The organism is Flavobacterium sp. LPB0248 (assembly GCF_013388355.1).
Taxonomy (GTDB): Bacteria; Bacteroidota; Bacteroidia; order Flavobacteriales; family Flavobacteriaceae; genus Flavobacterium.
In genome coordinates, this window is sequence record NZ_CP058246.1 from 3,759,119 (window position 1) to 3,773,893 (window position 14,775).

Genomic DNA, 14,775 nt, shown 5'->3' on the forward strand with positions numbered 1-14,775 from the left:
AAGCTGAAAACTGTCTACTGAGACTGAGTACTTTTTAATAGTCTGCTAAAGTTGAAACGTTTTGAGCTAAAGCACTTGCTAATTGATCATTATTTGGTGCTTTACCGTGCCAAGCATGAGTATGCATCATAAAATCTACACCATTACCCATTTCTGTGTGTAATAAAATGCAAACTGGTTTTCCTTTTCCTGTTCTTGATTTAGCATCAGTTAAACCAGCGATAATAGCATCGATACTATTTCCTTCTTTAATTTCTAAAACATCCCAGTCAAAAGCTTCAAATTTAGCGCGGATACTTCCCATTGGCAGAACTTCATCTGTTGTTCCATCAATTTGTTTTCCATTAAGGTCGATCGTTGCAATAATGTTGTCTACTTTTTTAGCAGAAGCATACATGATAGCTTCCCAGTTTTGACCTTCTTGTAACTCACCATCTCCGTGTAAACTATATACGATGTGATTGTCTTTGTTTAATTTTTTAGCTTGAGCTGCTCCCAAAGCTACAGATAAACCTTGTCCTAATGAACCAGACGCAATGCGAACTCCAGGTAAACCTTCGTGAGTTGTTGGGTGTCCTTGTAAACGAGAATCTAATAATCTGAATGTAGCTAATTCTGAAACTGGAAAGTAACCACTGCGTGCTAGAACGCTATAAAAGACAGGAGAAATGTGTCCGTTTGAAAGGAAAAATAAATCTTCTCCAATTCCGTCCATATCAAAACCTTCTTTGCGGTCCATTATGTTTTGATATAATGTTACCAAAAATTCAGTACAACCTAATGAACCACCTGGGTGTCCAGAGTTTACAGCATGTACCATTCTAAGAATATCTCTTCTTACTTGGATCGTTAAATCGCTTAATTGTTGTGTGTTAGGCTTCATTTTATATGTAAAAGTTAAACTGGAGCAAAAGTAATCGTTATTTTGCGGGGAGACAAATGATTTTTTGCTTTAGTTTTATAGCAATTGTTAAATTTTACTATTTTTTTTACATTATAAAGAAAAATATAACGGGTGTTTTGCTTTTTAATCTTGTATAAATGTGGTTTTTACAATTTATGTTAAAGCGTAAAAAAAGCCTTGTGAAACACAAGACTTTAGATATATGTTATATGATAAATAGTGGTTTTTATTCAGTATCGCCTTCGCTATAATAATTGTTTTCTTCGTCTTCTGAGCCTATTTCTTCTTGTTGGTCGTCTAGTTCGGCACCAGGAATATCCAAATCATTTCCAAGTTTGTCACTGTTTTGTTTCCATTCATTGTCATTTTGAGTAATGGTTTGGTCAGTTGAAATGCTTTCTGGATCTACATCTTCTGATTTGTCTTCACGATTGTAAATGTCTTCATTTGCTGGATAATTTAGGTTTTCCAGATTTCTTTCGATCTCATTTTCTTTTGCTGTGTTTTTATCTTCTGAATTTATCATAACGCCAATATTTAATATTATTAAACAGATACTTTATCTATCATAAAGTTATGAAATCTATGGTTTCAATAGTTATATTTTTAAAATCAGTATGTTATAATATTTGCATAAAATAAATTATCTCATCTTCTAATTTGAAAAATTATCTAATAGCAGCAATCTCTCGCCACGTGACTAATTGAATATTATTCTCTTTTAGTTTTGCTTTGCATTGATCACTTGTAAAAAAATCGAAATCTATTTGGCGCCATTCTGAACCAAAATTTGGATGATTTATGGTAATATCTTGCATTTCAAAATCATCAAACGCAGGATGAAGCAGGAAAACATTTAATCCAGAAATGGTACTGTCTAAAACTTTTTCATAAGATTTTTGAAGTTCTCCTTTTTCAAAGTCATTATAATATCCAATTAAAAGTTTGTCGGCCAAAAGTGTATCATCAAAATTATATTTTTCATCAGATAAAGAAACAGATTCTACAAAGTCTTTATTGATGAAAACAGGTAAATTGTATGTTTTTCCTAACCCTTTATAGATTTCTAAAATTTCAGGACTAACGCCAACACTGCACATGTGCGAGTCGAGATGCGTAGGCTGAATGCCAAATTGCAGAGCTTTTTCGATTTGAGCAGTAAGTTCTTTTTTAATTTCAGATGGTTTTGCGCTGTTTTTGAAGTCTTGTCTGGTTTTATAAAAATAACCATTTTGGTCGACTAGACTTGAAACTTCAGAAATGGGAAGAATTGGACCAAACTTATAATTTTCCCACTCGCAAGTCAGAGTTAAATGAATTCCGCAGTCATATTTCGGATTGTTTTTAGCAAAAGTTGCCATTTCAAAAAACCACGGACAAGGAACCATTATGCTGTACGAATTTACAGATCCGTTTTGAAGTGCTTTTATAGTTGCCTGATTTTCGGAATGCGATAATCCAGCATCGTCAGCGTGAATGATTAACAATTTGCTATTTTCACGATATCCGAGTTTTTGCGCTAAGTTCATTTGTTTTTTTGTTGTGAATATGCTGTGCGACGACTTCAGCTTCGTGCAATCTAACAGCACCGCATTTCATTTTTTAATAGATTTTATTCAAATTTAAAAATTTTTGAAGTTTAGGTTTTATGTTGTTTTTGAATTAACTCAATTTTATAATTGACAAATTTTCTAATTAATTAAATTTCCCTGAAATTAGCTTATCTTTGCCGACTGAAAAAAGAAACAAATGAAGTTCGATTTATTACAAAAAGATCCGCAGTCTAAAGCAAGAGCGGGAAGTATAACTACTGATCACGGCGTAATTGAAACGCCTATTTTTATGCCAGTTGGAACAGTTGCATCTGTAAAAGGTGTGCATCAGCGTGAGCTTAAAGAAGAAATAAATCCGGATATTATTCTAGGAAATACATACCATTTATATTTACGTCCACAGACCGAAATTTTGGAAAAAGCTGGAGGATTGCATAAATTCATGAACTGGGATCGCAATATTTTGACTGATTCTGGAGGATATCAAGTGTATTCTCTTTCTTCAAATAGAAAAATTAAAGAAGAAGGAGTAAAGTTTAAATCGCATATTGATGGTTCTTACCACTTTTTTACACCAGAAAATGTAATGGAAATTCAGCGTACAATTGGTGCCGATATTATTATGGCATTTGATGAGTGTACGCCTTATCCTTGCGATTACCGTTACGCGCAGCGTTCGATGCACATGACGCACCGTTGGTTGGATAGATGTATCAACCATTTAGAAAAAGTGCCTTATAAATATGGTTACGAACAAACGTTTTTTCCTATTGTTCAAGGAAGTACTTATAAAGATCTTAGACGCCAGTCGGCTGAATATATTGCCAATGCAGGACAGCAAGGAAATGCAATTGGCGGACTTTCTGTAGGTGAACCAGCTGAAGAAATGTATGCAATGACTGAAGTAGTTTGCGAAATTCTTCCAGAAGATAAACCTCGTTATTTAATGGGTGTTGGAACTCCAATTAATATTTTAGAAAATATTGCGTTAGGAATTGATATGTTCGACTGTGTTATGCCAACTCGTAATGCAAGAAACGGTATGTTGTTTACAGCAAACGGAACTATCAATATCAAGAACAAAAAGTGGGAAGCTGATTTTTCTCCAATCGATGAAATGGGACACACTTTTGTTGATACAGAATATACAAAAGCATATTTACGCCACTTGTTTGCAGCCAACGAATATTTAGGAAAGCAAATTGCTACCATTCATAATCTTGGTTTCTATATGTGGTTGGTTCGTGAAGCTAGAAAACATATCTTAGCAGGCGATTTTAGACCATGGAAAGAAATGATGGTTAAAAATATGAGTCAAAGACTTTAATTAAAAGTTTCAAGTTTAAAGTTTCAGGTTTCACGTTCTCTGCAGAACTTGAAACTTTAGACAAAACAAACAAAAAATATATGCTGACAATAATTGATAAGTATATTTTAAAAAGATATTTAGCCACTTTTTCGGTAATGATCTTGTTATTTATTCCAATCGGAATTGTAATTGACGTTTCAGAAAAGGTAAATAAAATGCTGGAGAACAAGATTCCGTTTTTGGATATTGCACTCTATTATTACAACTTTACTATCTATTTTGCAAATTCTCTTTTTCCGATATTTTTGTTTTTATCGGTGATTTGGTTTACTTCAAAATTGGCAAATAATACAGAGATTATTGCAATTTTAAGTTCAGGAATTTCTTTTACCCGATTTCTTCGACCTTATATTATAGGTGCTTCAATAGTTTCACTTTTTGTGCTTTTAATGGGCTTTTATATTGTTCCCGCAGCAAGTGAAGGATTTAATAATTTTAGATACACTTATTTAAAAGGAAACGGAAAAGTTGAGATGCTTGGTAACAACACTAATGTTTACAGACAGTTAAATGATCATGATTTTATTTTTGTAAACAGTTTTAACGAAGAATCTAAAACGGCTTTTAATTTTACTTTAGAGCATTTTGAAAAAGAAAAAATGACCTATAAAATCTCAGCAAGCCGAATTAAATGGGATCCTAAAAAGAAAACATACATTTTGTATGATTATACTAAAAGAACTGTTGGGGAATTAAATGATATTATCGAAAAAAGCCCTGAGAAACAGGTTAAGTTTAAATTTGAACTTGCCGATTTAACACCAGTTGTTTATATAGCCGAAACACTTTCATTAGGAAAACTGATTGACTTTATTGATAAAGAAAAGAAAAGAGGTTCAGGAAACATTAATACTTATTTAGTGGTGCTCTATAAAAAATATAGTGTGCCAGTTTCAGCCTTTATTTTAACAATTATTGCCGTTGCAGTTTCGTCTATGAAACGTCGCGGAGGAATGGGAACCAATTTGGCGATTGGAATTGCCATTGCATTCTCATTTGTATTCTTTGACAAAATCTTTGGTACACTAGCCGAAAAATCTACATTCTCACCTTTATTAGCTGTTTGGTTCCCGAATATTGTTTTCGGAATCTTAGCAGTTTACCTATTACGTAATGCGAAACGATAATTTAAAAAGTTATTTAAATCTTCACTTAATTGTTTTTATCTGGGGTTTTACAGCCATTTTAGGCGCTTTAATAACCATTGATGCCGATAATTTGGTTTGGTACAGAATGCTGATTGCCATGATTTTTCTTGGCGGATTTATTGCCTTTAAAAAACAGTCTTTTCAAGTTCCAATAAAAGAATTTTTCAAATTGATTTTTGTTGGATTGCTGATTGCGCTTCATTGGATTTTCTTTTTTAAAGCAATTCACGTTTCCAACGTTTCAATTACACTTTCTATATTTTCTTTGGGAGCCTTTTTTGCATCATTACTAGAGCCATTATTTTACGGAAGAAAAGTGCTTTGGTACGAAGTTCTTTTTGGACTTGTAATTATAGCTGGTTTAGGATTGATTCTTCAGGTAGAAATAAAATACCTTACTGGAGTTTACTATGCCTTGGCGGCCATTATTTTAGGAGTATTATTTACTTTGATGAATGGGAAATTAATTTCAGATCACGAACCTTCAGTTATAACATTTTATGAATTTGGTGCAGGAGTTTTCTTTATCACGATTTATTTTTTATTTCAAGGAAAATTTACGGCAGATTTCTTCCAAATGTCTTTAAACAACTGGGTTTTATTATTGATTTTAGCTTCAATTTGTACGGCTTATGCCTTTACCGCTTCAGTGAAAGTAATGCAGCGATTGACGCCTTATACCGTAATGCTAACCACTAATTTAGAGCCAGTTTATGGGATAGTTTTGGCTTATTTTATCTTAGGCGGAAAAGAAAAAATGAGTGTCGAATTTTATGTTGGAGCTGTTATTATTATCATAACAGTTATTCTAAATGGTGTTTTCAAACATTATCAGAATAAGAAAGAAAACTTGTAATAGTTTCCTTATTATTAAAATGCATTTTTATACTTTAAATAACAATTAACTTCGCCAATGATATAATATTTTTATATTTGCGGTTCGATTTACAAACAAAATTCAAAAATCCATGGAATATTTAGATTTTGAGCTTCCAATTAAAGAACTTGAAGAACAGTTAGAAAAGTGCGTTATTATTGGAAAAGAATCTGACGTTGATGTGACGCCAACGTGCAAGGAAATCAACAAGAAATTAGTAGAGACTAAAAAAGAAATATATAAAAATCTTACGGCTTGGCAGAGAGTACAATTGTCAAGACACCCAAATAGACCTTATACTTTAGACTACATTAGAGCAATCTGTGGAGACACTTTCTTAGAACTTCATGGAGACAGAGGTTTTAAAGATGATAAAGCAATGGTTGGTGGACTTGGTAAAATAAACGGACAGTCGTTTATGATTATCGGTCAGCAAAAAGGTTTTAATACAAAAACACGTCAATACCGTAATTTTGGTATGGCAAATCCAGAAGGATACCGTAAAGCTTTACGTTTGATGAAAATGGCTGAGAAATTTGGAGTTCCAGTTCTAACTTTAGTAGATACTCCGGGTGCATATCCAGGACTTGAAGCAGAGGAAAGAGGACAAGGAGAAGCTATTGCTAGAAATATCTTCGAAATGGTTCGTTTACAAGTGCCAATCATTACTGTTATTATTGGTGAAGGTGCTTCTGGTGGAGCTTTAGGAATTGGTGTTGGAGACCGCGTTTATATGTTAGAGAATACTTGGTATTCTGTAATTTCTCCAGAATCTTGCTCTTCTATTTTATGGAAAAGCTGGGAGTACAAAGAGCGTGCAGCAGAAGCTTTAAAACTGACTTCTTCTGACATGAAAAAACAAAAATTAGTTGATGACGTAATTCCAGAACCACTAGGAGGAGCGCACTACGATCGTGAAACCACTTTCAAAACGGTTGCAGAATACATCACTAAAGGATATAATGAATTGAAAGACTTATCAACAGCTGACTTAATTGCCCAAAGAATGGACAAATACAGTAATATGGGCGAGTATAAAGAGTAAATTCATAAAAAGAGACTTAAAATCCGAAGCCTTACAGTTTCGGATTTTTTTTTGGTTATGAACAAATCAAGATTATTTATAAACAATTATTAGTTATAACTCGATAGCAGAATTTTTTTAAATTTTGCTACTTTCGCTATATGGAAAATTTCAAAAACTTAAACCCTGTTAAGGTCGACAAAACCACGATTATCAACTTAGAAAAAGGAAAGTTGCCGCCGCAAGCTCTTGATTTGGAGGAGGCTGTGCTGGGTGCGATGATGATTGATAAAAAAGGGGTAGATGATGTAATTGATATTTTGCAGGCCGAAGCTTTTTACAAAGACGCACACAAACATATTTTTGAAGCGATTTTACAACTTTTTACCGAAACGCAGCCAATTGATATCTTAACGGTTTCGACTCAGTTAAAGAAAAACGGAAAGTTAGATTTGGCAGGTGGAGATTTTTATTTAATTCAGCTTACGCAAAAAATTGCTTCTTCGGCGCATATCGAATTTCACTCGCGTATCATTCTTCAAAAATTTATTCAAAGAAGTTTGATTAGAATTTCTTCAGAAATTATTGAAGCATCATATGATGAAAGTGCAGACGTTTTTGATTTATTGGATCAAGCGGAATCTAAATTATACGAAGTTACACAAGGAAATATCAAGCGTAGTTCTGAAACTGCACAAAGTTTAGTTTTACAAGCTAAAAAGAAAATTGAAGAGATTTCTAAAAAAGAGGGATTAAGTGGTGTAGAAACTGGTTTTCATAATCTGGATAAATTAACGTCTGGATGGCAGCCGAGTGATTTGATTATTATTGCGGCCAGACCGGCGATGGGAAAGACGGCATTTGTACTTTCTATGGCTAGAAATATTGCTATTCAATATGGGCATGGAGTAGCCTTATTCTCTCTGGAGATGGCATCTGTTCAGTTAATTACCAGGCTTATTTCTTCTGAAACAGGATTGTCATCAGAAAAATTGCGTACAGGAAAACTAGAGGCTCATGAATGGACCATGTTGAGTACTAAAGTTAAAGATTTAGAAAAAGCACCTTTATTTATTGATGATACACCTTCACTTTCGATTTTCGATTTAAGGGCAAAATGCCGTCGTTTAGCATCACAACATGGTATTAAAATCATCATTATTGATTATTTGCAGTTGATGACCGCAGGAGGAAATGCTAAAGGAGGAGGAAATCGTGAGCAGGAAATTTCTACCATTTCCCGAAACTTAAAAGCTTTGGCAAAAGAGCTTAACGTTCCTGTTATTGCACTTTCTCAGTTGTCACGTGCTGTAGAAACGCGTGGTTCTAGTAAACGTCCTTTACTATCGGATCTTCGTGAATCTGGAGCGATTGAGCAGGATGCTGATATCGTTTCGTTTTTATATCGACCAGAATATTACAAAATTGAGGAATGGGATGATGAAGAGGCTTCACCAACTGCTGGTCAGGCTGAAATTATGATTGCAAAACACCGTAATGGTGGTATTGAAAATATTCGTTTGAAGTTCTTAGGACACTTAGGAAAGTTTGATAATCTTGATGAATTTTCGGGTAGCTATGATGATTTGCCATCAAAAATGAATCACGATGATAATCCGTTTATTACTAATAATCTGCCCTCAGCCAACGAAGCCTTTGGAAGTAACTTAAATGATGACGACGATGACAGTGATGTTCCGTTTTAATAAAAATAAAAAGCCTTAATTTTTAAGGCTTTTTTTATGTTTTTAGGTTAATTTTCTAATAAAAATCAGTAGTTTAGCTAAACCAATTATAAACTATTAATTTTTTTAAATTATTAACCAATAACAAATTTAAATTATGAATGAAGAAACCTTTCCAGGACCTATCCAGATTCCTGTAACAACTGCAAACGAGTGGGAGCAGAGATATATCGACGATAGTGCAGTCGAAGACTCTAAGAAAAAAGTAAAAGCTTTCTTAATCCCAAAAGAAAGTTTGAAAAAAGTGCTTGATCTTAATACAGAAGCTGTTTGGGCTTATTTGGGAATAAATGATCAAAAAGAAAAGACATTACTTTTCGTAGGGGCTAATTATGATCCGGCAACTAAAAAATGGATTAATGTTTACGGTATAGGAGAAGGAGATGGAGAAGTAGGCGGTGGAGATGTAGTTTATGATGGTGCACGCCCTAGCCCACCTTTTTGATTTTTAAACTAAATTTTTCCAAAAATGGCTGATTTTTTAATATATTCAAGTTATTTGATTTTATTGATTAATCTTATACTATATACATTTAGCTTTTTCCGAAAGGAAAAAGCTAATGTTTTTTTTGTTTCGTATTTGGCTTTTTCTACAGTCCTTCAGTTTTCAATGGAACTGGTGTATCATTTGGGTATGAATAATTTATTTCTTGTTAATATTTTTTTTATAGGACAAATGATTATACTGGGACTTTTTTACAATTCGCTATTTTATAATAAAGCTCAAAAAATATTTGTTAAAGCCTCATTAATAATTGCTTTATTGATTTTATTAATACAATTTGTGACAGATTCTAGTCAGTTTTTAAAATTTAATTTATTCGGAATCACTTTAACTTCCTTGCTGATTGTTGTTTTTGCACTTGTGCATTTTTATAATATGCTGACAGAGAACAAAAAATACTATTATATAAGTATGGGGATAGTTTTTTACCTATTAGCTAGTACAGTATTATTTTTGATTGGTAATCTTTCTACAGGATTAAGTGCTGATTTAAAATATCTAAGCTGGCAATTAAATGCTTTTCTGCTTATTATTTATTATCTGGTTTTCTTGTTTGAATGGATAAAGAGCTTTTATAAAGTAAGTTTTTTAAAAGAACAATCTAAATAATATGAATGCAAGTCATATTTCTGAGAAAGAGCTCGTAGCCATAATATTATATATCTCTTTGTTTTTTATAATTGTTGCAGTCGCACTAATTATATTCTTTTATTTTTCTAGAAAAAAAATCATCCAAAAGGAACTAGAAAAGATAGATTTAATACTTCGATACCAAAAAGAACAATTGCATGCTATTATTGTAACTCAAGAAGAAGAACGCAAAAGAATTGCACAAGATCTTCATGATGATATTAGCTCAAAATTGAACATTGTTTCTTTAAATAGTCATTTACTTACGGCTCCAAACCTCACAGAAGCAGAAACTGCAGAAATTACAGAAAATATAATTGCTCTGACAACAAAGGCATTGGATAATTCTAGAAAAATTGCGCATAATTTACTGCCTCCAGTTTTTGAAAAATTTGGTCTAAGTGCGGGTATTGAAGAGTTGTGCGGAGAATTTGAAAGCAGTAAATCTGTCAAAACGCATTATGAAAATAAAATTGATTTTGACGAGAAAGAGATAGATCGACATTTACATGTTTTTAGAATTCTTCAGGAACTTATGAATAATTCTATCCGTCATGGAAAAGCATCTGAGATATGGATTTCATTTGCTAATATAGATGGAATAAATACTTGTGATTATAAGGATAACGGTGTTGGGTTTGATAGCTCAAATGATGAAAATCAAAAAGGCTTAGGAATGAAAAATATCGACAGTCGAATATCATTTTTGCAAGGAACAATAGAAATTAGTTCTGAAATTAATAATGGTATTGTTGTAAATTTTACTTTTTAGGTAGAATTATGTGTTTTATTAAGGTTTTTAGTCGATAAAATGGAGCATTTAGACTTTATCTAAATCATATTTTGTAATTTCGACAAACCAAATTAAACGACCAAAAACAAATAAGATGAATTCTGCTATTAAAATTGCTCTAGTTGATGATGAAATTCTGTTTCGAAAAGGAATTTCTTTTTTATTGCAGAGAGAAGAAAATATAGATATTCTCTTTGAAGCCGAAAACGGAGATGAGCTTATTTCACAACTGAATGAAAGAGAAATAAAACCTGATATAATAGTGATGGACTTAAAGATGCCAGTCTTAAATGGAGTCGAAGCCACTAGAATTATAAGAAAAACGTTTCCCGAGATTAAGATTATTGCATTAACCAGTTACGATACCAAATCGTTTATTGCAAATATGATTCAAGTTGGAGCAGTAGCTTACTTAATTAAAAATACTACTCCAAAAGATTTAATTCATACGATCAACGAAGTAGCAAAAAAAGGATTCTACTACAACGAAAATGTTTTAAAGACAATTCAAGAAACCATTGTTTCTCCTAAAAATACAAGAGGCGGTTTAGAAACTAATTTTCTTTCGCCACGTGAAATAGAAATTCTGCAATTAATTTGTCAGCAGAAAACTACCGCAGAAATTGCAGAACATCTTTTTTTAAGCCCAAGAACCATTGAGGGACATAGGAATAATTTATTGCTTAAAACAGAATCGCGAAATATTGCTGGTTTAGTTGTTTACGCGATTCAAAATGAATTAGCAGTCTTAACGATTTAAAAAATTATGCTGTCAAAAACTGTATTGACAATACATAATATAATATAATTGTGACTACAAGAACACATAATCCTATTTTCTGAATTACATTTAAACCCTTTTGTTGGTTATTACTGTCATTAAATTTCATAATGGTTGTTTTTACAGCGATTAGCTTTATAAACCTGGGATAGCAAATGTAGATAGAATATTTTATCAGAGTATAGGTGTTTTTACCTGTTTTTATAGTTGTAGGAAGTCATTTTTTTCAAGATAATTTATTTTAACATTCTATTATGCTAGAAATGGCTGTAAGCATTCTGTTTTTGTGGCAGCCTTTTATATCTTTACTAAAATAATTTTCTGATGAATAAGAGTTTACTCTACTTTTTTATACTATTAGTTACATTTAGTTCAAGAGCTTCGTTTATCTTACTTCCGATGGACGAAACAACACAGCAAAATCATTTAAAAGCATACGGAATTACTTATTGGTGCTTAAGTCGGGATTATAAAGCGAGTTGGCTTTTAAATTACCGTGGAGGGTCTTTTTTACTTCCTGATGCTGACGAGATTAGAAAAGAATGTAAAATACGAGGAGTGAGCTTTGAGATAATCTCAGATAGTGAACAAGGTTCTATTTTAAATGAAATATCGAGTCCTTCTCAAAATATGGAATCGGTGATTTTAGAAAAGGCACCAAAAATTGCAGTTTATACTCCAAAAGGAAAACAACCTTGGGATGATGCGGTGACTTTGGTTTTGACTTATGCAGAGATTCCTTTTACTCCAATTTATGACGAAGAAGTTTTAAGTGATCAATTATTAATGTATGATTGGTTACATCTGCATCACGAAGATTTTACGGGACAATACGGAAAATTCTATGCTGCCTACAAAAACACACCCTGGTATATTGATCAAAAAAAAGATGCTGAAGCCTTAGCTGCAAAATTAGGATATGCAAAAGTGTCTCAAGAGAAAGGAGCAGTTGCAAAAAAAATTAGAGATTTTGTAATTGGAGGAGGCTTTATGTTTGCTATGTGTTCTGCTACAGATAGTTTTGATATTGCTCTTGCTGCCGATGGAGTAGATATTTGCGAAGCTATGTTTGACGGAGATCCAAGTGAATCTAATTATCAGTCAAAATTAAACTATAATAATTCTTTTGCCTTCAAGAACTTTACTTTAGAGCGAAGACCTGAGGTTTATGAATTTTCAGATATCGATATGACCACAAAAAGGAGAATAGTGATGGAGAAAGATTATTTTACTCTAATGGAATTTTCTGCAAAATGGGACCCGATTCCGAGTATGTTATGCCAAAACCATACACAATTGGTAAAAGGATTCATGGGACAGACCACTTCATTTGATACTTCACTAATAAAATCGAATATCTTGATTATGGGAACCTGTGAATTAAATGGTGAATCAAGATATATTCATGGAGAAAAAGGTAAAGGAATGTTTACTTTTTTTGGCGGACATGATCCAGAAGATTTTCAGCACCAGGTCGGAGATCCTCCAACAGTTTTAGATTTACACCCTAATTCGCCAGGATATAGGTTGATTTTAAATAATGTTTTGTTTCCTGCTGCTAGAAAAAAGAAGCTTAAAACTTAAATTAGTTTAAAGAAAATTCAAACCAGATCGGAATATGATCGGATACTTTTCTTGCATTCTGCAGTGAATCAAAATCTTCGTAAAATTTAATAATTCCAGAATTGCTGACTTTTAAGTTAGTTGTTTTGTAGAATATATTATCAAATTCAGATGCTAGGCAGATACCATTTTTACATTTATGTTTAAGAGTTGTCTTCTGATTTTTTAATACAGACGCGTACCCCATTTTTTTTAACGGATTGAAAACAGTGTGTTTTTCGGGACAGTTAAAATCGCCTAAGAAAACAAGATTAAAATCGGGATATTGGTTTGGTAAGAATTTGAAATATTTGATTTCTGTTTCGGGTTGCTTTTTTTGTGTTATTGCATGAAAATTGACTAGGGTTATGGTCTTTTTATTAATTTCAAACGTAGCAAAATAGGGTTCCCGATCAATTTCTACACTAAATTTTTTCTCCAGCCAAGGCCTATTTTTTAATTTAGCTTTATGAGTTTTCCAAATAAATGCATAGCGTTCTGTTTTATAACTACTGCTAGAGGTTGGATCACTTATTCTGTAATCCCAATTATTTCCTTTTTGATTAAGTAATGATGCAAGTTTTGCAACACTTTGAGCGCCTCCATTTCCGGCTACCACTTCTTGAATTGCAACAATATCATAGCTGGATATTGTTTTGGCAATATAATTTAAATGGATATCAGATTTAGATTTACCAAAGTTCTCTATATTCCAAGATAAAACTTTGGTTTGCGAAAAAGATAAAAATGTAAAGAATATTAATAGGAGGCTGAGATTTCTTTTCATACGAAAATGTAATGGAATAAAATATAAATCTTCTCTTCCAGCAATAATCAAGCCTTTCTTAAAATTAATTAATGTTTTTTATAGCGGTTTTTTAAGGCCGTTCCGATAATTATAATTTGCAATACTAATAATGCTGGAATAAATATTATTTTCCAGTCAATTTCTAGCCAGCCTGTTTTTTCAGAAACAAACGCAAAACTAATGGATAAAAATAGGCAAAGTAACATTGTTTTCATGATAATTTTATTTTGTGTAGTATTAATTTTGGAGAATATAATACTCGCTTTACTTTTCGGTTTCATGGTGGGTTAATAGATTATCACAAATTTAGCGGTATGAAAAATGTAATCCTTACGGAAACCCGTAAAGGACTGTGAAAATTACACCAAACCGAAATCTTTTGCGATTGCAATCAAATGCACATTGTTATTGGCTTTAAAGTAAATTTTTAGTTTATTTATTCTTTTTTCGATACTGCTTGTTCCGTTAGGAGTTATCGATAAATCTTTAAACTCTTTAGAAATGCTTTCTAAAATGTATCCTTGTGATAAAAGTTTTAAGATTGAAATATCATATGATTCAATTTCGATTAACGACTTATCGTTAAAACTAAAAGACAAATCAGAAGAAAGTATTTTTTCTTCATTATTAAATGTACTTTCAATTGCATTTCGTAATTCTGAAATACTATTTCTTCCTTTAGAAACATAAGCATTAATACCTAATTCGTTGAAAAGTGTTTTAATTCTATAACTTTTATCTTCTATAGAAAAAACAATTTTTTTTAGGTTTGGTTGCACTGTATTTATGGCCTCAATAAGTTCATCGCCACTATTTAAGCTTACTTTTCTGTGATCAGATTTAAATGATAAGTCTGTAATCAATAAATCATAAGGTTCATTATCAGCCAATGCTTTTTTTATTTTAAGCAAGCCTTCGTCGCAATATTTCACATGGTTAATTACTGGAACTTGTAACTCTTCAAGTACTTGAACTACTGCAATGCTGATACTATCTAAATCTTCGGCAACTAAAACTTTTTTAAACATATATTGGG

Annotated in this window: 16 protein-coding genes; 10 read left to right on the top strand and 6 right to left on the bottom strand. The window is 32.3% G+C overall.

From position 1 onward, the window contains the following. Positions 1 to 34: 34 nt before the first annotated feature. From LPB248_RS15995 to LPB248_RS16005, 3 genes are all read right to left on the bottom strand, one after another. Positions 35 to 883: a transketolase gene (locus LPB248_RS15995; protein WP_011921566.1), complete on the bottom strand. Its 849-nt coding sequence runs from the start codon at positions 881 to 883 to the stop codon at positions 35 to 37. 247 nt (positions 884 to 1,130) lie between these two features. Continuing rightward, entirely contained in the window at positions 1,131 to 1,430 is a 300-nt protein-coding gene (locus LPB248_RS16000) for a hypothetical protein (protein WP_177212310.1), read from the bottom strand. 142 nt (positions 1,431 to 1,572) lie between these two features. Continuing rightward, entirely contained in the window at positions 1,573 to 2,433 is an 861-nt protein-coding gene (locus tag LPB248_RS16005) for a polysaccharide deacetylase family protein (protein ID WP_177212311.1), read from the bottom strand. 220 nt (positions 2,434 to 2,653) lie between these two features. Here LPB248_RS16005 and tgt point away from each other — a divergent pair, with 220 nt between their 5' ends. The 10 genes from tgt (at position 2,654) to LPB248_RS16055 (ending at position 12,913) form a co-directional block, all read left to right on the top strand. Further along, on the top strand, positions 2,654 to 3,784 hold the full coding sequence (gene tgt / locus LPB248_RS16010; protein WP_109190358.1) for a tRNA guanosine(34) transglycosylase Tgt: 1,131 nt from the start codon (positions 2,654 to 2,656) through the stop codon (positions 3,782 to 3,784). Positions 3,785 to 3,864: 80 nt separating this feature from the next. After that, on the top strand, positions 3,865 to 4,953 hold the full coding sequence (locus LPB248_RS16015; RefSeq protein WP_177212312.1) for an LptF/LptG family permease: 1,089 nt from the start codon (positions 3,865 to 3,867) through the stop codon (positions 4,951 to 4,953). Next, positions 4,940 to 5,830, top strand: a complete 891-nt coding sequence (locus LPB248_RS16020) for a DMT family transporter (RefSeq protein ID WP_177212313.1) — start codon at positions 4,940 to 4,942, stop codon at positions 5,828 to 5,830. Before LPB248_RS16015 ends, LPB248_RS16020 begins: the two co-directional genes overlap by 14 nt. A gap of 112 nt (positions 5,831 to 5,942) precedes the next feature. Further along, the gene (locus LPB248_RS16025; RefSeq protein WP_177212314.1) at positions 5,943 to 6,896 is read left to right on the top strand and encodes an acetyl-CoA carboxylase carboxyltransferase subunit alpha; all 954 of its coding nucleotides are present in this window, start codon (positions 5,943 to 5,945) and stop codon (positions 6,894 to 6,896) included. Positions 6,897 to 7,036: 140 nt separating this feature from the next. Continuing rightward, the gene (gene dnaB, locus LPB248_RS16030; protein ID WP_177212315.1) at positions 7,037 to 8,581 is read left to right on the top strand and encodes a replicative DNA helicase; all 1,545 of its coding nucleotides are present in this window, start codon (positions 7,037 to 7,039) and stop codon (positions 8,579 to 8,581) included. Positions 8,582 to 8,717: 136 nt separating this feature from the next. Further along, a complete protein-coding gene (locus LPB248_RS16035; RefSeq protein WP_177212316.1) occupies positions 8,718 to 9,065 on the top strand; it encodes a hypothetical protein in 348 nt (115 codons plus the stop codon). Between the two features lie 24 nt (positions 9,066 to 9,089). Continuing rightward, a complete protein-coding gene (locus LPB248_RS16040) occupies positions 9,090 to 9,734 on the top strand; it encodes a hypothetical protein (RefSeq protein WP_177212317.1) in 645 nt (214 codons plus the stop codon). Position 9,735: 1 nt separating this feature from the next. Then, a complete protein-coding gene (locus LPB248_RS16045; RefSeq protein ID WP_177212318.1) occupies positions 9,736 to 10,527 on the top strand; it encodes a sensor histidine kinase in 792 nt (263 codons plus the stop codon). A gap of 115 nt (positions 10,528 to 10,642) precedes the next feature. Next, positions 10,643 to 11,308: a response regulator transcription factor gene (locus LPB248_RS16050; protein WP_177212319.1), complete on the top strand. Its 666-nt coding sequence runs from the start codon at positions 10,643 to 10,645 to the stop codon at positions 11,306 to 11,308. Between the two features lie 345 nt (positions 11,309 to 11,653). Further along, entirely contained in the window at positions 11,654 to 12,913 is a 1,260-nt protein-coding gene (locus LPB248_RS16055; RefSeq protein ID WP_177212320.1) for an asparagine synthetase B, read from the top strand. A gap of 1 nt (position 12,914) precedes the next feature. On the opposite strand, the gene LPB248_RS16060 is transcribed toward LPB248_RS16055, so the two are convergent. The 3 genes from LPB248_RS16060 to LPB248_RS16070 all read right to left on the bottom strand — a co-directional run bounded on the left by LPB248_RS16060 (position 12,915) and on the right by LPB248_RS16070 (position 14,767). Next, positions 12,915 to 13,718, bottom strand: coding sequence for an endonuclease/exonuclease/phosphatase family protein (locus LPB248_RS16060; protein ID WP_177212321.1), 804 nt, complete (start codon positions 13,716 to 13,718; stop codon positions 12,915 to 12,917). Between the two features lie 68 nt (positions 13,719 to 13,786). After that, positions 13,787 to 13,954, bottom strand: a complete 168-nt coding sequence (locus tag LPB248_RS16065) for a hypothetical protein (RefSeq protein WP_160782925.1) — start codon at positions 13,952 to 13,954, stop codon at positions 13,787 to 13,789. Between the two features lie 144 nt (positions 13,955 to 14,098). Beyond that, on the bottom strand, positions 14,099 to 14,767 hold the full coding sequence (locus tag LPB248_RS16070; protein ID WP_177212322.1) for a response regulator: 669 nt from the start codon (positions 14,765 to 14,767) through the stop codon (positions 14,099 to 14,101). Positions 14,768 to 14,775 lie beyond the last annotated feature (8 nt).